20 protein-coding genes are annotated in these 20,528 nt (G+C 67.3%); 9 read left to right on the top strand and 11 right to left on the bottom strand.

What is annotated here, in order from left to right; translation table 11 throughout:
- The gene (nth, locus tag U1872_RS18965; protein ID WP_332794482.1) at positions 1 to 669 is read right to left on the bottom strand and encodes an endonuclease III; all 669 of its coding nucleotides are present in this window, start codon (positions 667 to 669) and stop codon (positions 1 to 3) included.
- A complete protein-coding gene (gene dapB, locus U1872_RS18970; protein ID WP_332794483.1) occupies positions 666 to 1,394 on the bottom strand; it encodes a 4-hydroxy-tetrahydrodipicolinate reductase in 729 nt (242 codons plus the stop codon). The genes nth and dapB overlap by 4 nt, the downstream gene beginning before the upstream one ends.
- Before the next feature lie 110 nt (positions 1,395 to 1,504).
- Here dapB and U1872_RS18975 point away from each other — a divergent pair, with 110 nt between their 5' ends.
- Together U1872_RS18975 and U1872_RS18980 are read left to right on the top strand one after the other, a co-directional pair.
- Complete coding sequence (locus U1872_RS18975; protein WP_332794510.1) at positions 1,505 to 2,209, top strand: NAD-dependent deacylase; 705 nt, start codon at positions 1,505 to 1,507, stop codon at positions 2,207 to 2,209.
- Between the two features lie 109 nt (positions 2,210 to 2,318).
- A complete protein-coding gene (locus tag U1872_RS18980; protein WP_332794484.1) occupies positions 2,319 to 2,594 on the top strand; it encodes a GCG_CRPN prefix-to-repeats domain-containing protein in 276 nt (91 codons plus the stop codon).
- 64 nt (positions 2,595 to 2,658) lie between these two features.
- On the opposite strand, the gene era is transcribed toward U1872_RS18980, so the two are convergent.
- From era to lepB, 4 genes are read right to left on the bottom strand one after another with little or no spacing between them, the layout of a single operon-like run.
- On the bottom strand, positions 2,659 to 3,591 hold the full coding sequence (gene era, locus U1872_RS18985) for a GTPase Era (protein ID WP_332794485.1): 933 nt from the start codon (positions 3,589 to 3,591) through the stop codon (positions 2,659 to 2,661).
- Positions 3,584 to 3,916 carry a GIY-YIG nuclease family protein gene (locus tag U1872_RS18990; RefSeq protein ID WP_332794486.1) on the bottom strand — a complete coding sequence of 111 codons (333 nt, stop codon included), beginning with the start codon at positions 3,914 to 3,916 and terminating at the stop codon, positions 3,584 to 3,586. The genes era and U1872_RS18990 overlap by 8 nt, the downstream gene beginning before the upstream one ends.
- Before the next feature lie 60 nt (positions 3,917 to 3,976).
- Entirely contained in the window at positions 3,977 to 4,660 is a 684-nt protein-coding gene (rnc, locus tag U1872_RS18995) for a ribonuclease III (protein ID WP_332794487.1), read from the bottom strand.
- On the bottom strand, positions 4,657 to 5,478 hold the full coding sequence (lepB, locus tag U1872_RS19000) for a signal peptidase I (protein WP_332794488.1): 822 nt from the start codon (positions 5,476 to 5,478) through the stop codon (positions 4,657 to 4,659). Before lepB ends, rnc begins: the two co-directional genes overlap by 4 nt.
- A 116-nt stretch (positions 5,479 to 5,594) precedes the next feature.
- Between lepB and pgi the strand changes: the two genes are divergently transcribed.
- The 3 genes from pgi to gorA all read left to right on the top strand — a co-directional run bounded on the left by pgi (position 5,595) and on the right by gorA (position 8,885).
- Positions 5,595 to 7,085: a glucose-6-phosphate isomerase gene (gene pgi / locus U1872_RS19005; RefSeq protein ID WP_332794489.1), complete on the top strand. Its 1,491-nt coding sequence runs from the start codon at positions 5,595 to 5,597 to the stop codon at positions 7,083 to 7,085.
- Positions 7,085 to 7,456 carry a DUF4174 domain-containing protein gene (locus U1872_RS19010; protein WP_332794511.1) on the top strand — a complete coding sequence of 124 codons (372 nt, stop codon included), beginning with the start codon at positions 7,085 to 7,087 and terminating at the stop codon, positions 7,454 to 7,456. Before pgi ends, U1872_RS19010 begins: the two co-directional genes overlap by 1 nt.
- A 79-nt stretch (positions 7,457 to 7,535) precedes the next feature.
- Positions 7,536 to 8,885: a glutathione-disulfide reductase gene (gene gorA / locus U1872_RS19015; RefSeq protein WP_332794490.1), complete on the top strand. Its 1,350-nt coding sequence runs from the start codon at positions 7,536 to 7,538 to the stop codon at positions 8,883 to 8,885.
- A gap of 13 nt (positions 8,886 to 8,898) precedes the next feature.
- On the opposite strand, the gene U1872_RS22905 is transcribed toward gorA, so the two are convergent.
- The 4 genes from U1872_RS22905 to acs are packed head-to-tail and all read right to left on the bottom strand — an operon-like array spanning position 8,899 to position 13,524.
- Positions 8,899 to 9,138: a type II toxin-antitoxin system RelE/ParE family toxin gene (locus U1872_RS22905; protein WP_443025414.1), complete on the bottom strand. Its 240-nt coding sequence runs from the start codon at positions 9,136 to 9,138 to the stop codon at positions 8,899 to 8,901.
- A gap of 37 nt (positions 9,139 to 9,175) precedes the next feature.
- Entirely contained in the window at positions 9,176 to 9,424 is a 249-nt protein-coding gene (locus U1872_RS19025) for a ribbon-helix-helix domain-containing protein (RefSeq protein ID WP_332794492.1), read from the bottom strand.
- Between the two features lie 50 nt (positions 9,425 to 9,474).
- Positions 9,475 to 11,523, bottom strand: a complete 2,049-nt coding sequence (locus tag U1872_RS19030; RefSeq protein ID WP_332794493.1) for a M13 family metallopeptidase — start codon at positions 11,521 to 11,523, stop codon at positions 9,475 to 9,477.
- 60 nt (positions 11,524 to 11,583) lie between these two features.
- A complete protein-coding gene (acs, locus tag U1872_RS19035) occupies positions 11,584 to 13,524 on the bottom strand; it encodes an acetate--CoA ligase (protein ID WP_332794494.1) in 1,941 nt (646 codons plus the stop codon).
- A 129-nt stretch (positions 13,525 to 13,653) separates the two neighbouring features.
- Here acs and U1872_RS19040 point away from each other — a divergent pair, with 129 nt between their 5' ends.
- From U1872_RS19040 to cobT, 3 genes are all read left to right on the top strand, one after another.
- On the top strand, positions 13,654 to 14,673 hold the full coding sequence (locus tag U1872_RS19040) for an SDR family oxidoreductase (RefSeq protein WP_332794495.1): 1,020 nt from the start codon (positions 13,654 to 13,656) through the stop codon (positions 14,671 to 14,673).
- Positions 14,674 to 14,726: 53 nt separating this feature from the next.
- The gene (locus U1872_RS19045) at positions 14,727 to 16,253 is read left to right on the top strand and encodes an acyl-CoA carboxylase subunit beta (protein ID WP_332794496.1); all 1,527 of its coding nucleotides are present in this window, start codon (positions 14,727 to 14,729) and stop codon (positions 16,251 to 16,253) included.
- Between the two features lie 145 nt (positions 16,254 to 16,398).
- Positions 16,399 to 18,228 carry a cobaltochelatase subunit CobT gene (gene cobT, locus U1872_RS19050; protein WP_332794497.1) on the top strand — a complete coding sequence of 610 codons (1,830 nt, stop codon included), beginning with the start codon at positions 16,399 to 16,401 and terminating at the stop codon, positions 18,226 to 18,228.
- Between the two features lie 57 nt (positions 18,229 to 18,285).
- Here cobT and U1872_RS19055 read toward each other — a convergent pair whose 3' ends face one another.
- The gene (locus U1872_RS19055) at positions 18,286 to 20,121 is read right to left on the bottom strand and encodes a hypothetical protein (RefSeq protein ID WP_332794498.1); all 1,836 of its coding nucleotides are present in this window, start codon (positions 20,119 to 20,121) and stop codon (positions 18,286 to 18,288) included.
- Positions 20,122 to 20,232: 111 nt separating this feature from the next.
- On the opposite strand from U1872_RS19055, the gene U1872_RS19060 reads away from it, so the two are divergent.
- Complete coding sequence (locus U1872_RS19060) at positions 20,233 to 20,493, top strand: ribbon-helix-helix domain-containing protein (protein ID WP_332794499.1); 261 nt, start codon at positions 20,233 to 20,235, stop codon at positions 20,491 to 20,493.
- The last annotated feature ends 35 nt before the right edge of the window (positions 20,494 to 20,528 follow it).

The raw sequence follows: 20,528 nt of genomic DNA on the forward strand, positions 1-20,528 counted from the left end.
TCAGGCTTCCTTCGACGGCTTCGGCGGGGTTCGCGGGGCAGGGGTCTTGGCCTTGAACGCACAGAGATCGGCAACGATGCAGCGCCAGCATTCGGGCGTGCGTGCCTTGCAGACGTAGCGGCCGTGCAGGATCAGCCAGTGGTGCGCGTGCAGGCGGAAGGGCTGCGGCGTCGCCTTGTCGAGCTTGAGCTCGACCGCCAGCGGCGTCTTGCCGCGGGCGAGGCCGGTGCGATTGCCGACGCGGAAGATGTGCGTGTCGACCGCGAAGGTCTCGGCACCGAAGGCGACGTTCATCACGACGTTGGCGGTCTTGCGCCCGACGCCGGGCAACGTCTCGAGCGCGTTGCGATCGTTAGGCACTTCGCCGCCATAAACCTCGATCAGCCGCTGCGAGAGCGCGATGACGTTCTTGGCCTTGGTGTTGAACAGGCCGATCGTCTTGATGTGCTGCTTGAGCGCCTCCTCGCCGAGCGCGACCATCTGCTGCGGCATGGTCACTTCGGCAAAGAGGCGGCGCGTCGCCTTGTTGACGCCGATGTCGGTCGACTGCGCCGACAATGCGACCGCGACGACCAGCTGGAACGGATTGCCCGCCTCGAGCTCAGTCTCGGGGTGGGGATTGTCGGCGGCGAGGCGCGCGTAGAACTCGATGACGTCGGCGCGCTTCAAACCCCCAGCACCTCCTCCATGCCGTAGCGCCCGGCGGGCTTGCCGACGAGCCACAGCGCCGCGGTGATCGCCCCGCGCGCGAAGATTGCGCGGTTCTCGGCGCGGTGGCCGATCTCGATCCGCTCGCCTTCGCCCGCGAAGATCACCTGATGGTCGCCGGCGACCGATCCGCCGCGCAGCGAGGCAAAGCCGATCGTCCCTTCCGAACGTGCGCCGGTCAGCCCCGCGCGGTCCGACACGCGCGCCTCGGCGAGCGGAATGCCGCGTCCGGCAGCGGCCGCCTCGCCCAGCAGCAAGGCGGTACCCGACGGCGCATCGACCTTGTGGCGATGGTGCATCTCGGCGATCTCGATGTCCCATTCGGGCCCGAGCCGTGCTGCCGCCTCGCGCACCAGCTTGGCGAGCAGGGTGACGCCGAGCGAGACGTTGCCCGTTTGGAGCACGGCGATCTCGCCCGCGGCGGCGTCGATCAGCGCGTGGTGCGTCGTGGCGAGACCGGTGGTGCCGATCAGGATCGGCGTGCCGGTCTGCCGCGCGGCGGCGAGCGTGCGCTCGAGCGCCGAGGGCGACGAGAAATCGATCAGCACGTCGGCGTCGTGCGCCAGCGCGATCGGATCACCGCCCGCATCGATGCCCCCGGCCAGTGTGGCGCCCAGATCGGGCACCGCGGCGGCGAGCGCCTGGCCCATGCGTCCGGCGCTGCCGATAATGCCGATTGCGCTCATCGCGCTTCTCCCAATGTCGTTCGCGAGCGGCTTTACCCAAGCGGCGCGTGTGACGCCATGGGCTAAGCGCTGGGTTGCGCAAGATCGTGGCGCGGGGCTATCGCCAGGGCATGACGCCCCCTCGCAACATCGTCATCCTCACCGGCGCCGGCATCTCGGCGGAGAGCGGCGTCGCGACGTTTCGCGGCCCCGGCGGGCTGTGGGAAGGGCACCGCGTCGAGGACGTCTGCACCCCCGAAGCGCTCGCGCACGATCCGGTGCTGGTCCACCGCTTCTACGATGCGCGGCGTGCGGCGTTGGCGGGCGTCGCGCCCAATGCCGCGCACGACGCGCTCGCGCGGCTCGATGCCGCGTGGGGCGGGGAACTGCTGGTCGTGACGCAGAATGTCGACGATCTCCACGAGCGTGCCGGGAGCAAGCGGCTGCTGCACATGCATGGCGAACTGCAGTCGGCGCTGTGCGCCGCGTGCGGCGTGCGCAGGCCGTGGCACGCTGCGTTGCCGCCGGGGTCTGTCTGCCCGGCGTGCGGCGCGGCGGCGTTGCGCCCCGATATCGTCTTCTTCGGCGAGATGCCGTACGCGATGGAGGTGATCGAGCGTGCGCTCGGCGCGGCTGACCTGTTCGTGTCGATCGGGACGTCGGGCGCGGTCTATCCCGCCGCCGGTTTCGTCCAGGGCGCGCGCCATGTCGGTGCGCATACGCTGGAGCTCAATCTCGAGCGTTCGGCAGGCAGCCACCTGTTCGACGAGACGCGGCTCGGGCCGGCGGGGACGGTGGTGCCGGCCTGGGTCGACGCGCTGCTCGAGCACGGCTGAGGCCGATCGCGGCAGGCCCGTCGCGGCCATTTTGGAACGGGTTTGGGTTCCCCTCGTTCTCTCGCCAGCCCGCTGGGCTCTTGCTCTAGAAACTGATCGAGAGGGTATCATGAAAAAGCTTCTTGCCGCCATCCTCCTCACCGGGGTGGCGACCCTGGGAACTACCACGGTCGCCGAAGCGCGCGACGGCTGCGGCCGCGGCGCCTATCGCGGTCCGGCCGGCCATTGCCGCGTGATGCGCGGTGGCCCCGCTTTTGTCGGCGGACCAGCCTATCGCGGCGGTCCGCGCCTGATCGTCGGACGGCGGTACGACCGCGGCTATTGGGACGGTCGCCGGTACTGGCAGAACCGCTATCGCCACCATGGCGGCTGGCGCTACCGCTAAGCCTGCCTAGGCCTGCCCGAGGCCCCGTGTCGCACGCAGCGGCGCGGGGCCTTGTCGTATGCGGTCAATCGACCCAGTCGAGCCCCATGTCGCGATAGACGTCGCGCTCGTCGTCCCAGCCGGGACGCACCTTGACGTGCAGATAGAGATGCACCGGGCGGCCCATGATGCCGCTCAGCTCCGCGCGCGCGCGCGCGCCGATTTCCTTGATCCGCACGCCGCCCTTGCCGAGCACGATCGCGCGCTGCGTCGGGCGTTCGACGAGGATCTGCTGGTGGATCTCGACCGATCCGTCCTCGCGCTCGAGATATTGCTCGGTCTCGATCGTCGAGGCGTAGGGCAATTCGGCGTGGAGCTGCAGGTAGAGCTGCTCGCGCGTCACTTCGGAGGCGAGGCTGCGCTCGCTCGCATCGGACACCTGGTCCTCGGGGAAGTGCCATGGGCCCTCGGGCATCCGGTTCGCCAGATGCGCCTTCAGTTCGGGCAGGCCGTCGCCGGTCGACGCGCTGACGAAGAACACCTCGTCGAACTGGACCATCGCGGTCAGCTTCTCGGCGTGGAGCAAAAGCTTGCCCTTGTCGGCGAGATCGACCTTGTTGAGGATCAGATATTTGGGCTCGGGGCGGTGCGCGATCGCCTCGGCGATGGTGGTGACTTTCGACCCCAGCCCGCCCTTGGCATCGACCACCAAAGCGAGCACGTCGGCGCCATCGGCCCCGCCCCACGCGGCCTGGACCATCGCACGGTCGAGCCGGCGCTTGGGCTCGAAGATGCCGGGGGTGTCGACCAGCAGCAGCTGGGTATCGCCCTCGATCGCAACGCCCATCAGCCGGACCCGCGTGGTCTGCGCCTTGGGGCTGACGATCGCGACCTTCTGGCCGACGAGCGCGTTGACCAGCGTCGACTTGCCGGCGTTGGGCGCGCCGAGGATCGCGACGAGGCCGCATTTCTGGGTGGGGGGCGTTGAGCTGTCGAGGATCGGTGGGGTGTCAGTCATCGGGTAACGTACTTTCTTCCGTTCGCCCTGAGCTTGTCGAAGGGCTGTCTTTCTTCTTCGCCAGCGCGGAAATCATCGGCCAGTCGCCGCGGATCAGCGCCAGTTTCTTGGCCCGGCCCCATCCCTTGATCCTGCGCTCGGCCTCCAGCGCCTCGATGCGGGACGGAAAGTCCTGGCACCAGACCAGCGTCACAGGTGCGTAATCGCGGGTGAAACCGGGGATCGATCCAGACTGATGCTGGGCTATCCTCGCCTCGAGATTATCCGTGTGGCCGACGTAGAGCCTGCCTCCGTTGCAATGGAGCATGTAAGCCCAGAACGCCATATGCGTGGCTTAGAAGAAAGTGCAGTCCTTCGACAAGCTCAGGACGAACGGGGCGGGGGGCTACTTTCTGAGTTGGCTCAGCAACGCCGTCGCCGCCGCGGTTTCCGCCTCCTGCTTCGAACTCCCCTCGGCCTCGGCCTCGGCAAAACTCCCGATCACCGCCTTCACGCGGAAGCGCGGGGCGTGGTGCGGCCCTGAGCGTTCGACCACTTCATAGGCCGGCGCCTTGCGGTTGTGCGCTGCGGCCCATTCCTGCAGCGCCGACTTCGGGTGCTGCGGCACGGTCAGTTCGCGGCTTGCCCGGTCGGCCCAGGCGGTGCGGATCGCGCGGCGGGCGCCGTCGAGCCCGGCCTCGCGGTAGAGCGCACCGATCAGCGCTTCCATCACGTCGCCGAGCACATTGTCGCTGTCCGACGCGCCATCGTCGCGCGCTTGCTTGCCGAGCTTCAATTGCGCCGCGACGCCGAGGCCGCGCGCGACATCGGCGCACACCGCGCCGGTCACCAGCGCGTTGAAGCGCTTCGACAGCGCGCCTTCGGGTTCGTTCGGGAACAGCTCGAACAGCCATTCCGCCATCACCAGCCCGAGCACGCGGTCGCCGAGGAATTCGAGCCGCTCGTAATTCGCCTTGGCCTGGCTGCCATGCGTCAGCGCGCGCTCGAACGGCGCGATGTCGCGCGGGGTGTGGCCGAGGCTCGCGGCGATCCAGGCGCCCAGCTCCCCGTGACTCAGGTCAGCGTTCAAAAGCCTTCCCCGATCCGGCTCCAGCGCGCCGCCGAGACCCACGTCCACGGCAGGAACCAGTTGGCCGAGCCGTCGGTCGAGAAGAAGGAGAACACCGCCTTGCCTTCGATCCGCTCCATCGGGACCATCCCCATGCCCTCGGGCGGCGCGAAGCGGCTGTCGCCGCTGTCGTCGCGATTGTCGCCCATCACGAAGACATGGCCGGCGGGGACGTTGTAGACGCCGGTCTCATCGGCATTGATCTGCTCGCCGCGGTCGAGCACCGCATAGCTCTTGCCGTTCGGCAGTGTCTCGCGGAACTGCTGGTAGCGGCAGATCGGCTTGCCGGCCGCCATATCCTCGAACTCGGCGGGGCATTCGCTGCCGCCGGGATAATTGGGCGAGAGCGGGATCGTGAAATCGGCGATCTTCACCTTGGGAACGGCCTTGCCGTTGAGGATCACCTGGCCGTGGCGCATCTGGATGCTGTCGCCGGGCAAGCCGATCACGCGCTTGATCACGTCATGATCGTCGCCGGGAGGGCCGCGGAACACGACGACGTCGCCGCGCGATGGATCACGCCCGAGGACGCGCCCCGGGATCAGCGGCACGCCCCACGGCAGCGACCAGCGCGAATAGCCGTAATTCCATTTCGACACGAACAGATAGTCGCCGATATAGAGCCGCGGCAGCATCGACTGCGACGGGATGCTGAACGGCGCGAACACGAAGCTGCGGAACACGAACACGACGATCGCGAGCTTGAGGAAGAAGACGAGCGTCTCGCGCGTTTCGGATTTGCGCGGGGACACGTCGCGAAGCGGGGTTGGATCGGCCATAGCGCGCGGTTTGGTGCCGTGCGCGAACATCGTCAAGCTGGTGGTTGTAATGCCGCCCCGATAGGGCGATCTAGCGCGGGATTCGTTTCCCTCCCCACGACCGAAGAGGTGCCTGAATGTCTGCCGACTGGACCGCGATCGAGGCACTGCCCTCGCCCAAGCTCGAGACGTTGTTCGCGGAGGACGCCAATCGGCTCGAGACGTTCAGCACCGACGTCGCCGGGATTCACTTCGATTGGTCCAAGACGCATCTGACGACCGAGGCGGTCGCCGCGTTCGAGGCGCTCGCCAAGGCGCAGGATCTCCACGGCAAGCGCGAGGCGCTGTTTTCGGGCAAGGTCATCAACGTCACCGAGAACCGCTCGGTCACTCATGTCGCCGAGCGCGGCGAGGGGAGCGAGGAGGACAACGCCAAGGCCGCAGCACTCCATGCCCGGATGCGCGCGCTGATCGATGCGATCGCGGCGGGTGCGCTCGGCGATATCCGCCATGTGCTGCATGTCGGCATCGGTGGCTCGGCGCTCGGGCCCGATCTGCTGATCGATGCGCTCGGGCGCGAGGACAGCGCCTATGAGGTCGCGATCGTGTCGAACATCGACGGTGCCGCGCTCGAGGAAGTGTTCAAGAAGTTCGATCCGACCGCGACCTTGCTGGTGATCGCGTCGAAGACCTTCACCACCAAGGAAACGCTGACCAACGCCGATTCGGTGCTGCAGTGGATGGGCGAGGCGGGCGTCGAGGATGCCTATGGCCGCGTCATCGCGCTCACCGCCGATCCCGACAAGGCGGTCGAGTGGGGCGTCGACGAAACCCGCGTGCTGCCCTTCGCCGACTCGGTCGGCGGGCGCTATTCGCTCTGGTCGTCGATCGGTTTTCCCGCGGCGATCGCGCTCGGCTGGGACAATTTCCAGGAACTGCTTGAGGGCGCGGCCGAGATGGACCGCCACTTCCAGCACACAACGCTCAGCCAGAACGCGCCCGCGCTCGCGGCGTTCGCCGATCTCTATTACACGCAGGTCCGCCACGCCGAGACGCGTGCGACCTTCGCTTATGACGAGCGGCTGCGGTTGCTGCCGTCCTATCTCCAGCAGCTCGAGATGGAATCGAACGGCAAGGGCACGACGATCGACGGGCAGAAGCTCGATCGGCCGAGCGCGGCGATCACCTGGGGTGGGGTCGGCACCGATGCACAGCATGCGGTGTTCCAGCTGCTCCACCAGGGCACGCATCTCGTGCCGGTCGAATTCGTCGCGGTGATCGAGCCGGGCGATACGCTGTCCGAGGATCATCACCGCCAGCTGCTGCTCAACGCGTTCGCGCAAGGCGCGGCGCTGATGAAGGGGCGCGCCAATGACGATCTCGCGCGCAGCTATTCGGGCGACCGGCCGAGCACGACGATCCTGCTCGACGATCTCGATGCGCGCACATTGGGCGCGCTGATCGCCTTCTATGAACAGCGCGTGTTCGTCAGCGGCGTGCTGCTCGGGATCAATCCGTTCGACCAGTTCGGCGTAGAGCTCGGCAAGGAAATGGCCAAGGCCGCAGATGCTGGCGACCAGGAGTTCGACGTGTCGACCACCGACCTGATCAAGCGCGCGTTCGGGTGATGCTGCTCGCGGCGGCGATGGCGGTGGCTACGGTTGCCGAGATGCGGCACCAGCGCCGTGTGCTGATCGTCGCCGCGCCGAGCGAGACTGACGCGCGGCGGATCGCGCAGCGGGCCTCGCTCGACGCGATGCCGAAGGCGCTCGACGATCGTGACGTCACGGTCGTCGAGGTCACCGGCGATACCGTTCGCGGTGCGCCCGATAGTGCGGCGGCGTTGCGGACACGGTGGCGGCTCCCGCGCGCTGCGTTCGGCGTGGTGCTGATCGGCAAGGACGGCAACGCTGCGCTGCGCCGGTCCGAACCGATCGACCGCACCACATTGGTCGCGACGATCGATGCGATGCCGATGCGCCGGGCGGGGCAGCGCTAGCGCGCGCGACTATCCGCCCCCGTGGTGACGGAATGCAGATTTACAGGCCGCGCGGTAAGCGGCTGCAAGAGGACATGACATGGCTGAGTATGACTACGACCTTTTCGTCATCGGTGCGGGTTCTGGCGGCACGCGCGCGTCGCGCGTCGCGGCGGCACACGGCGCAAAGGTCGCGGTGGCCGAGGAATATCGCGTCGGCGGCACTTGCGTCATCCGCGGCTGCGTGCCCAAGAAGCTGCTCGTCTATGGCGCGCATTTCGCCGAGGATCTGAAGGACGCGCGCCGCTTCGGCTGGGACGTGCCCGAAAATCTCGGCTTCAACTGGGTGCGGCTGCGCGACAACGTGATGGAGGAGGTCGACCGGATCAACGGCGCCTATACCGACACGCTGACCAACAACGGCGTCGAGATCATCCTCGAGCGTGCGACGGTGACGGGGCCGCATTCGGTCAAGCTCGGCGACGGGCGCGAGGTCACCGCGGGCAAGATTCTGATCGCGGTCGGCGCGACGCCGATCGTGCCGGAATGCCCGGGGCACGAGCTTGGCATCACTTCGAACGAAGCCTTCCATCTCGACGCGGTGCCCAAGCGCATCCTGATCGCGGGCGCGGGCTATATCGCCAACGAGTTCGCTGGAATCTTCAACGAATTCGGCGCGAAGGTCACGCTGATCAACCGCACCGACGTGATCCTGCGCGGCTATGACGAATCGATCCGTGATCGCCTGCTGCAGATCTCGATGATGAAGGGGCTCGATTTCCGCTTCAACGCCGAGTTCCGCGGGATCGAGAAGCAGCCCGACGGCTGCCTGCGCGTCTCGATGACCGGGCACGAGCCGATCGACGTCGATTGCGTGATGTTCGCCACCGGGCGGGCGCCGAATACCGGTGACCTCGGGCTGGAAAGCGCGGGCGTCGAGCTCGACGACAAGGGCGCGATCGTGGTCGACGAGGACAACAAGTCGACCTGCGACAGCATCTATGCGGTCGGCGACGTTACCAATCGCGTTCAGCTGACCCCCGTCGCGATCCGCGAGGGGCAGGCGTTCGCCGACACGATGTTCGGCAACAAGCCGCACCGCGTCGATTACGAGAACATCCCGTCCGCCGTGTTCAGCCATCCGCCGATGGCGGGCGTCGGGCTGACCGAGGCGCAGGCCAAGAACAAGTTCGGCTCGGTGAAGGTCTACATGTCCGACTTCCGTCCGATGAAGAACGTGCTGGCCGGCCGCAACGAGCGCGCGCTGTACAAGATGGTGTGCAATGCCGAGACCGGGCAGGTGCTTGGGCTCCACATGATCGGGCCGGATTCACCCGAGATCCTGCAGGCGGCGGCGGTCGCGGTGAAGGCCGGGCTGACCAAGGACGATTTCGACCAGACCGTCGCGCTGCATCCGTCGATGGCGGAGGAGCTGGTGTTGCTGCGGTAAGGGCGGCGGATCGTTACAGCCGACCCCGCGTGCGCATCGCCCGATGCAGCACGCGGCGGACGGTCAAAACATCGCCGGTGCGATCATAGAAGATCCGATGGCTTCCGGCCGCGGCGGATCGAACCCGCGGTGTGATCTTGGGAACAAGCGCACCGGATTCGAAATATTTGCGCAAGCGCTGGTTCGTCTGTTCGAGCATATCGAGATACTGCGCGGCAGCCGCCTCGCCGAATGTCTCGATACTGAAACGCACGATGTCCTCAAGGTCGGCCTCAGCCGCGATCGCGAGATCAAGGATTCCCTGAAAAGTGCTTGGCTCTGATATCGGCGAAGATCTGGGTCGCGGGTCGGGGATCGACGCCCGAGGCAAAGCCCTTTTCGACCTCAGCCTGAAGCCAGGCGAGCTGGGCAGCATCATCGAGGTCGCGTTGCATCAAATCTCGCCGGTACGCGCTCGTGCTGGCAAAATCGCCATTGGCGACACGCTGATTCGCCCAATCCTTGAGCGAATCCGGCACGGAGATCACCATCTGGGCCATGGGCTGAACGTAGGACGTGCCCCCAAACTGTCCAGCCCATGGCCTGATGCTTACCAGATATGCACGCGGTCTGCCGGTGCCAGATACAGCTTGTCGCCCGGCTTGACGTTGAACGCGCTGTACCAGGCGTCGACGTTCCGCACGATCCCGTTGACGCGGTAGTAAGGCGGCGAATGCGGGTCGGTCAGCAGCCGTGCGCGCGCCGCACCTTCGCGCAGCTTGGCCTGCCAGGCCTGCGCATAGGACAGGAAGAAGCGCTGGTCGCCGGTCAGCCCGCCGATCACCGGCGCCTTGCCGTGCGTCGACTGATACTTCTGGTAGGCGGCATAGGCCGTCTCGACCCCGCCGAGATCGCCGATATTCTCGCCGAGCGTCAGCGCACCCTTCACATGCAGGCCGGGGATCGGCTCGTAGGCGTCATATTGCTGGCTCAGCGCACCGGTCCGCGCCTTGAAGGCGGTCTTGGCGGCAGGCGTCCACCAATTCTCGACCTTGCCGCTCGGCCCGAACAGGCTGCCCTGATCGTCGAAGCCATGCCCCATCTCGTGCCCGATGATCGCACCGATCGCGCCGTAATTGACCGCCGCGTCGGCCTTGGGGTCGAAATAGGGCGGCTGGAGGATCGCGGCGGGGAAGGTGATCTGGTTGGCGAGCGGATTGTAATAGGCGTTCACCGTCTGCGGGGTCATCTCCCAAAGCGTGCGGTCGACCGGCGCCTTGAGCCGCGACAGCTCGAGCTGATGGCCGAACTCCCCCGCGCGGATCGCATTGCCGAGCGGGTCGCCGCGGACGACCTGGAGCGAGGTATAGTCGATATATTTGACGGGATGCCCGACGCGCGGATCGAACGCTGCGAGCTTGGCGAGTGCCGCCGTCTTGGTCTTGTCGTCCATCCAGCTGTTGGCGCCGATGCGATCCTTATAGGCGGCGCGCAGGTTGGAGATGAGCTCGCCCATCTGCGCTTCGCTCTCGGGCGGGTAGTGGCGCTTGACGTAGATCTCGCCGATCGCCTCGCCCATCGTGCCGTTGACCAGTGCGATGCCGCGCTTCCAACGCGCGCGCTGCGACGGCTGGTCACTGAGCGTCTTGCCGTAGAAGGCGAAGGTCGTCTCGTCGAAGGTCTTGGGCAGGGTCGGCGCGGAGGCGGCGACGAAGCGGAACTTCATCCAGTCCTGCCAGGTCGACACCGGCGTCTCGGCGAAGATCTTGCCGAGGCCGGTGAGCGCGGTCGAATTGCCCATGATGACGACCGGGAAGTCGCCATAGCCGGCGGTCGTGAGCAGCAACGGCCAATCGAATTCGGGCGCCAGCGCGGTGCGCGCGGCGGCGTCCATCGGCCGGAGCATCGCCATCAGGTCGCGCGACTGGACCGGCGACCATTGCACCTTGGCCATCGCAGTCTCGAGCGCGATGATCCGGTCGGCGCGGGCGCTCGCATCGGGCAGGCCTGCCAGCGTCAGCATCTTCTCGACATAGCCGCGATAGGCGGTGCGGAAGGCGTCGTATTTGGGCCCTGCCTCGAGATAATAATCGCGCCCGCCCATGCCGAGCGACCCCTGCCCGGCGGCGACGGTGTAGTGCGTCGGGTCGGACGGGTTGGGGAGCTGGCCGAGCTCGACCGGGCTGGCATAGCCGGTCGTCGCGAACAGCGTCTGCAGCTTGGCGCGATCGGTCGCCGCGTCGATCTTGGCGAAATAGGGGGCGAGCGGGGCGGTGCCGGCCTTGTCGATCGCGGCTTCGTCCATGAAGCTGGCATAGAGATCGCCGAACTGCTTGGCGCCCGCGCCGACCGCGGCCGGATTGGCGGCGGCATCGTCGAGGATCTTGCGGACGTTGGCCTCGGCCTCGTCGGTCAGCACGACGCCGTAGCCGGCCGAGGTGCGATCGGGCGCGATCTGCGTGCGCTTGTCCCATCCGCCATTGGCGAAGGTCCAGAAATCGTCGCCCGGCTTCACCGTCTTCTCTTGGGTCGTCAGGTCGATCCCGAACGCGCCGTAGCGCGCGCCGGTCGCCGGCGTTGCGGTCTTGGCGATCCCGGCGCCGGCCAGCGCGACGAGGACGGCAGCTGTCGAAAGCTGTAAGAGTGATTTGCGGCGCATGGTAAAACTCCCCTGTGTTTTACCCGAGTATAGCGCCGACTTTTTAGGCTGCAATCCGCCTCATGCGACGCGGTTGGCGACGAGATCGTCGACAACCGCGGGGTCGGCGAGCGTGCTGGTGTCACCCAGGCTCGATACGTCGCCCTCGGCGATCTTGCGCAGGATGCGGCGCATGATCTTGCCCGAGCGGGTCTTGGGCAGGCCCGGTGCGAAATGCACCTTGTCGGGGGCTGCGATCGGGCCGATTTCCTTGCGCACCCAGCCGATCAGCTCGCGCCGCAACTCGTCCGACGCGGTCTGGTCGGCGTTGAGCGTGACATAGGCGTAGATGCCCTGGCCCTTGATCTCGTGCGGCATGCCGACGACCGCGGCCTCGGCGACGTGCGGGTGGAGGACGAGCGCGCTCTCGACCTCGGCGGTGCCCATGCGGTGGCCCGACACGTTGATCACGTCGTCGACGCGACCGGTGATCCAGTAATAGCCGTCTTCGTCGCGCCGCGCCCCGTCGCCAGTGGTGTATTTGCCGGGATAGGTGGTGAAATAGGTCTGGAAGAAGCGCTCGCGGTCGCCCCACACGCCGCGCATCTGACCGGGCCAGCTGCGCGCGATGACGAGGTTGCCTGCCGCCGCGCCGGTCAGCACGACACCTTCGGGATCGACCAGCTGCGGGTCGATGCCGGGCATCGGTGTGGTCGCCGAGCCGGGCTTCAGCGCGATCGCGCCGGGCAAGGGCGCAATCATCGCGCCGCCGGTCTCGGTCTGCCACCACGTGTCGATGATCGGGCAGCGCCCCTCGCCGACGATCTCGTGATACCAGCGCCACGCCTCGGGGTTGATCGGCTCGCCGACGGTGCCGAGCAGCTTCAAGGAGCTGCGGTCGGTTGCGGTGACGAACGAATCACCCTCCTTCATCAGCGCGCGCAGCGCGGTGGGGGCGGTGTAGAGGATGTTGACCTTGTGGCGGTCGACCACCTGCCAGATCCGGCTGGCGTCGGGCCAGGTCGGCAGCCCCTCGAACATCAGCGTCGTCGCGCCGTTGGCGAGCGGGCCGTAGAGGATGTAGGTGTGGCCGGTGACCCAGCCGATGTCGGCGGCGCACCACCACACGTCGCCGGGACGATAGTCGAAGGCGAGTTCGTGCGTCAGGCTCGCCCACAGCAGATAGCCGCCGCTGGTGTGGAGCACACCCTTGGGCTGGCCGGTGCTGCCCGAAGTGTAGAGGATGAAGAGCGGGTCCTCGGCGCCCATCTGTTCGGGCGCGCAGGTGGCGGACACGCCTTCGGCCGCCGCATGATACCAGATGTCGCGGCCATCGTGCATCGCCACGTCGCCGCCGGTCGCCTTGACGACGATGACCTTGGCGAGCCCCGGCGCGTGCGCGGCGGCGGCATCGACATTGGCTTTCAGCGGCACGCGCTTGCCACCGCGCCGGCCCTCGTCGGCGGTGATCACGATCGTCGACCCGCAATCCTCGATCCGCCCGGCGAGCGCCTCGGGCGAGAAACCGCCGAACACCACCGAATGGACCGCGCCGATCCGCGCGCAGGCGAGCACCGCGAACGCCGCCTCGGGGATCATCGGCATGTAGACCGTGACGCGGTCGCCCTTGGCGACGCCCTGCGCCTTCAGCACGTTGGCGAAGCGGCAGACCTCGGCGTGGAGTTCGGCGAAGGTGAAGCGTCGCGCGTCCTCGCTCGGCTCGTCGGGCTCCCAGATCAGAGCGACGTCGTCGCTGCGCTTTGCGAGGTGCCGGTCGAGGCAATTGGCCGACACGTTCAACTTGCCGTCGGCAAACCAGTTGATGTGGAAATCGGCTTTGTCGAACGACCAGTCGCCGGCGATTTCAGGGCGCTTGATCCAATCGAGCCGCTTCGCCTGCTCGAGCCAGAAACTGCCGGGGTCGGCGAGGCTGCGGCCATAGAGCTTGGCATAGCCGGCGGCATCGACGCGCGCCTGTGCGGCCCATTCGGGCGGGACGGGATAGAGGTCCTGATCGGCCATGTGCGCGCTCTCCTGCGGGGCTCCTGTGCGACGCAGGCTAGCGCTTGGCAAGATCAAGTCGCTTTGTTGTCAACGCGTTTCACTCTACAACCGATCGCGCGGGCAACGCGGCAACCGGGGGGAAGCACGATGACGAAGACGGTCCTGGTCACCGGGGGTAGCGGCTATATTGCCAGCTTCCTGATCCGTGCGCTCGTCGCGCGCGGCTGGCACGTCAACACGACGGTGCGATCGCTGACGCGCGAGGCCGAAGTGCGCGCGACGCTCGGAGTGGCCGACGAGGCGCTGACCTTCTTCGCGGCCGATCTGATGCACGACGCGGGCTGGGCCGAGGCGGTCGCGGGGTGCAGCCATGTCGCGCACGTCGCCTCGCCCTTTCCGGCGGCCGCGCCCAAAAGCGACGACGAACTGGTCGTGCCGGCGCGCGAGGGGGCGCTGCGCGCGCTGCGCTTCGCGCATGCCGCCGGGGTCGAGCGATTCGTGCTGACGTCGTCGGTCGCGGCGGTCGCGTACGGCCATGCGCGCGCGGATGGGCGCGCCTTCACCGAAGCGGACTGGACCGATCCGACCGCACCCGGCGTCGGCGCCTACATCAAGTCGAAGACGATCGCCGAGCGTGCCGCGCGCGACTGGATGGCGGCGCACGGGGCGGGGATGGAATTCTGTTCGGTCAATCCGTCGGCGGTGCTCGGGCCCTTGCTCAGCGACGATTTCTCGACCTCGATCCAGTTCGTCCAGCGGCTGCTCGACGGATCGATGCCGGGGACGCCGCGGCTCGGCTTCGCAGTGGTCGACGTGCGCGACCTGGCCGACCTCCACGTGCTGGCGCTCGAGACGCCGGGCCTCGACGGCGAGCGGTTCATCGGCGCGGGCGCGTTCCTCTGGATGAAGGAGGTCGCCGTGATGCTGCGCGACGGGCTCGGGCCGCAGGCGCGCAAGGTGCCGCGCCACGGCGTTCCCGACGTCGTCGTGCGGCTGCTCGCCATCTTTGACACGACGATCCGCCAGGTGACCGGCGAACTCGGCCGGGATCGCACCTGCGATGCGGGCCACGCCCTGGCGCGGCTCGGCTGGCAGACACGCGACGAACGCATGACAATCCTCGACACCGCGCGCAGCCTGATCGATCGCGGCGTCATCTCGGTCTGAGATTGCGTTTGGCGCGGAAAGTTGGAAAGGAGGGCGCACGTAAAGGAGCGCCCATGTCCTCGACCCTCGCCGAACTCGACCGAAAGCGCGACGCCGCGCGCATGGGGGGCGGCGAGAAGCGCATCGCCGCGCAGCACGCCAAGGGCAAGCTGACCGCGCGCGAACGCCTGACCGTGCTGCTCGACGAAAATTCGTTCGAGGAGCTCGACATGTATGTCGAGCATAATTGCGTCGACTTCGGGATGCAGGACCAGATCATCCCGGGCGACGGCGTCGTCACGGGATCGGGCACGATCAACGGCCGGCTCGTCTTCGTTTTCAGCCAGGACTTCACCGTGTTCGGCGGCTCGCTCAGCGAGCGCCACGCGCAGAAGATCTGCAAGATCATGGACATGGCGCTCAAGGTCGGCGCACCCGTGATCGGCATCAACGACAGCGGCGGCGCGCGCATCCAGGAGGGCGTCGCCTCGCTCGGCGGCTATGCCGAAGTGTTCCAACGTAACGTTCTGGCGAGCGGCGTCGTGCCGCAGATCTCGCTGATCATGGGTCCCTGCGCCGGCGGCGCGGTCTACTCTCCTGCAATGACCGACTTCATCTTCATGGTGAAGGATTCGTCATATATGTTCGTCACCGGCCCAGATGTAGTGAAGACCGTTACCAACGAGATCGTCACGCAGGAGGAACTGGGTGGAGCGGTGACGCATACCACGAAGTCGGGGGTCGCCGACGTGGCCTTCGAGAATGATATCGAGGCGCTGCTTGCGGCCCGCGACTTCGTGGACTTCCTTCCCGCCTCGAACCGCGAGGCGAGCCCGGAGCGGCCGTCGTCCGACCCGTGGGACCGGCTCGAGCACAGCCTCGACCAGCTCGTGCCGGCAAGCGCCAACCAGCCCTATGACATGCACGAGCTGATCCGGAAGACCGTCGACGAAGGCGATTTCTTCGAGGTGCAGCCGACGCATGCCGGCAACATCATCGTCGGCTTCGGGCGGATCGAGGGGCGCACCGTCGGCTTCGTCGCCAACCAGCCGATGGTGTTGGCGGGCTGCCTAGACATCAACAGCTCGAAGAAGGCGGCGCGGTTCGTGCGCTTCTGCGATGCGTTCGAGATTCCGATCGTCACCTTCGTCGACGTGCCGGGCTTCCTGCCGGGGACCGCGCAGGAACTGAACGGCATCATCAAGCATGGCGCCAAGCTGCTCTTCGCCTATGCCGAGGCGACCGTGCCGAAGATCACCGTGATCACGCGCAAGGCTTACGGCGGCGCGTACGACGTGATGGCCTCGAAGCATCTGCGCGGCGACCTCAATTACGCCTGGCCGACCGCCGAGATCGCGGTGATGGGCGCGAAGGGCGCGGTCGAGATCATTTTCCGCGGCCGCTCGCCCGAGGAAATCGCCGAGCAGACCGCGCAATATGAGGCACGCTTCGCCAACCCGTTCGTCGCGGCGAGCAAGGGCTTCATCGACGAGGTGATCCAGCCGCACTCGACGCGCCGCCGGATCGCGCTGGGCCTGCGCAAGCTGCGCGGCAAAGCGCTCGAGAATCCGTGGAAGAAGCACGACAACATTCCGCTGTGACGGCGATCCCCGCATTGCGCATTTAACGCCGTCATGGGTGTCGCCGTCCGCCGCGGGCTGCCCTATGACGGTGCGAGCGATGGTGCGACCCACCCGATCGAAACGGGACTCGCGCAGGAACCCATCGCGCTCCCGGAGTTGACTCGTGGCTACTGATACCCCCCTCGATCGTTTCAAGGCCGTGCTCGGCGGCGCCGCGCGCGCGGTTGCGCACGAGCCCGAGATCGAGCTCGCCTTCACCGCGGATTCGCCCGCGCAGTCGGGCAAGCACATCAAGGTGCCGATGCCTGCGCGCACGTTGCCCGCCGAGCAGGTGGCCGAGGCGCGCGGCTTTGCCGACGGCTTCGCGCTGCGGCTGCGGCATCACGACACCGCGCTCCACGCTCGCATCGCGCCGGCCGAGGCGGTTGCGCGCGCAGTGTTCGACGCGGTCGAGACGGCGCGGGTCGAGGCGCTGGGGTCGCGCGGTTATGCCGGGATCACCGCCAATCTCGACGTCGCGCTTGAGACGCGGCTGCGCGCCGACCCGATCACGCGCGCGCGGTCGCGCGACGAGGTGCCGCTGTCGACCGCGCTCGCCCTGCTGGTGCGCGAGCGGCTGACCGGCGCGCCGCCGCCGGCCGCCACCGAGCCCGGGCTCGAACTGGTCCGCGACTGGATCGAGGAGAAAGCCGGCGGCGATCTCGACGCGCTCGGCCTCGCGATCGACGACCAGCGCGCCTTTGCCAGCCTGGCGACCAAGCTGCTCGAGGATCTCGAGCTGATCGAAGGCGACATGATCCCCGACGAAGCCGACGAGGGCGGTTCGGACGAGGAAGGCAGCGAGGACAAGCAGGACGACGAGGGCGACGAAGGCGAGGACGAAGGCGAGCAGGGGCAGGGCGAGATCGAGGCGCGCGGTTCCGAGCGCGAGACCGACAGCGAGGAAGGCGAGGGCTCCGAGCAGAGCGATGATTCGTTCGACGACATGGACGGCGAACCCGGCGACGAGGGCGAGGAGGGGATGCTCCCCGTGCGCCCGAATCGTCCGCTCTCCGACCCTTCGGCGCAGTTCGATTACAAGGCGTGGACCACCAGCTATGACGAAGTGATCGCGGCGACCGACCTGTGCGACGCCGACGAGCTCCAGCGGCTGCGCTCCTATCTCGACCAGCAGCTCGTTCATCTGCAGGGCGCGGTGACCAAGCTCGCCAACCGGCTGCAACGCCGGCTGATGGCGCAGCAGAACCGCAGCTGGGACTTCGACCAGGAGGAGGGCATCCTCGACGCCGCGCGGCTGGCGCGGATCATCGTCAACCCGACGCTGTCGCTCAGCTACAAGATCGAGCGCGAGACCGATTTCCGCGACACCGTGGTGACGCTGCTGATCGACAATTCGGGCTCGATGCGCGGGCGGCCGATTTCGATCGCGGCGATCAGCGCCGACATCCTCGCGCGCACGCTCGAGCGCTGCGGCGTCAAGACCGAGATCCTCGGCTTCACCACGCGCGCCTGGAAGGGCGGGCAGAGCCGCGAGACGTGGCTCGCCGCGGGGCGTCCGCCGCAGCCGGGGCGGCTCAACGACGTGCGTCACATCGTCTACAAGAAGGCCGACGAACCGTGGCGCCGCGCGCGACCGTCGCTCGGGCTGATGATGCGCGAGGGGCTGCTCAAGGAGAATATCGACGGCGAGGCTTTGCTCTGCGCGCATTCGCGGCTGATCGCGCGGCCCGAAGAGCGCAAGATCCTGATGGTAATCTCGGACGGCGCGCCGGTCGATGATTCGACTCTGTCGGTCAATTCGGGGAGCTATCTCGAGCGCCATCTGCGCCAGGTGATCGGCTGGATCGAGGCGAAGTCGCCGGTCGAGCTGGCCGCGATCGGGATCGGGCACGATGTGACGCGCTATTATGCGCGCGCGGTGACGATCATGGATGCGGAGCAGTTGGGCGGGACGATCATCGAGCAGTTGGCGGCGCTGTTCGATACGCCGTGAGCCCTGGCCGTCGCGGGGCTGCCCTCCGCTCGTGATCGCCCGCGAGGGAGGCCGACGTTAGCGGCAGTCGCTGTCCGCCCTGAAATGTTCCAGGCGACGGCGAAGGTTCTCGCGATAGCGCTCGTTCGTTCCGGAATAGCCTTGGGGAATGTCGAGGCTGTCGATCGGGTAGCCGAGCCGCGCCAGCGTCAAGTGCCAAGTCGACCTGCGGTCGAAGCGCTGAGGTGGCAGGGCCTCGGCGTCGAGCGCAGCGATATCGGGCAGTGCGGCGGCGCCGTCGGGGCCAAGCCGGCACAGCGCGACCCGCACCGCTTCGATCGCCACGGAATCGTCGCTCGAGATCCGTCGCCGACGCTTGGGCATGGCGTTGGCGGCCCGCTCCGCCCGGACGTGATAGCCCAGCATCGCGACGAGGTCGGGAACGGCTGCCGCACCGCGGTCGGCCTGGCGCATGATCAACCCGCCCGCGCGCAGCCGCATCACGGGATCGGCGAGCAGCGCGCGCTCGGCAGCGCTCGGCGTCGCAAAGGTGCCTGGCGGCATCGCGTAGAGGATCGAACTCAGGACGCGGATCGGGTTTGCCTCGCGATCATCGTCGGTGACGGTGGTCAGCCGCTCGACGATCGCGGCGCGGAGGAATGCGCTGTCGTCGCGCAGCGCCTGCTTCGCGTCCCAGAAACCTTCGAAGCGCGTCATGCGATGGTCGCGGATGAGCGCGACGAGGAGCGCATGGTCCCCCGGTTCGATCGTCCGGCGCATCCCCGTGAAGAAAGCATCCGCGGCCGCCCATCCCGGGTCCTCCGCCGTAACGCGCGGATCGGCCAGCATGGCCTGCAGTCGCGTGCGGGCCAACCGCGCGGTCGCGGCAGGATCGGCGTGGACCGCAAGGTTGGTGTGCGCCGCGAGCAGGGCGCCGCCATCGACCGTTTCATACCTCGGGGCGTTGGACAAAGCGGTGCGCGCCCATCCGAAGCGGAATGTCGTGAACGACCCGCCGGCGTCGATCCACAACGGCCGACGCAGCGCCAGGGTGGTCGCGACGAGCTTGCGCAGCAGCACGCGTCCCCCGCGTGCGCGGAGCTCGAAGCGCGAAACCGCAACCCGCTTGGGATTGAACGACCAGTCGTAGGATGCGGAGCTCCCGCCGAACAGGTCGTATTGTCCTTGCGCGATGCTGATGTCGTGCTCGCTCCGCGTGGGGACCGCGATAATGCAATCGGTGGTCGAAAGCCGGAGGTTCCACTCGGCTTCCTTGCTGCGCCGCTCGGGATAGTCGAGGCCCAGCCCGTCGGCGCCGGTCGGCAGCAGGCTCACGGCGCAATCGGCGCGCGCGACCCTGCGGAAGGTGCGCGCATTCGGCTGAAGCGGCGTGGCGCCGATGACATCGGCCTCGGTCAGGTCTTTGCGACTGGGCACGTTCACGGTCACGCTCTCGACGCCCTCGGTAAACAGCGCGGCGGCGCAGAGCCCGATGCAGCGTAAGGGTCGCGCCGCGGTGGGACGGGTGGGGTCGAACTCCTCGGTCGGGGCCGACGAAACGTCGATTCGCAGATGGCCGGACAGGCGGATCGGCAGTGTCGGAACCACGTCGGGTCGGAGCGCCACCGCCAGCCGCGCCTTGCTCAGAGCGACGTTCGAGGCCGGCAGCACCCACAGCAATACGACCGTGGCGGGCGCGGCGAGCATCGCGGCGAGCAGATCGCCCAGCGGCAGCCGCAGCGGAAACCACAGCAGCGCAAAGCAGCTTCCCCACAGAAACGCCGTCGGCATGACGAAAAGGATCAGCCCCGGAAGAATCAGGAAGAAACCGACGACCACCAGCCCGGGCATTGTCAGGCATAGCGCCGTACCGATCCCGGTGATGATCAGGTACAGTTTGAGCGCATAGGTCATCGCGCACGACATCTATGCGGTACGCGTCAACAATCGGTATATGTCTTGGAAATTCTATGGAATTGTCTGTCTGCTTCGCGCTCTGCAGGATGCTGTGATATGCGCGGCGACATGATAACCCCACCCCCCGACGGCTTTATCGGCCCGGTCAAGCGATCGGTGACGATTGCCGGGCATCAGACATCGATCAGCCTCGAGCCGATTTTCTGGCGCGCGCTCGAGGCGGCGGCGGCACGGCGCGTGCTGCCGCTCAATGCGCTGATCGCGCAGATCGACGCATTGCGGATCGTCGTCGACGAGCCCCCGAATCTCGCGAGTGCGCTGCGCAGCTGGATCCTGAGCTGCGACAGAGGTGAGAATAACTCGCAATAGCGTTGACAATGAGAGTGACTCGCAATAGCCAATCC

The organism is Parasphingomonas frigoris (assembly GCF_036663815.1).
GTDB lineage: Bacteria > Pseudomonadota > Alphaproteobacteria > Sphingomonadales > Sphingomonadaceae > Sphingomonas.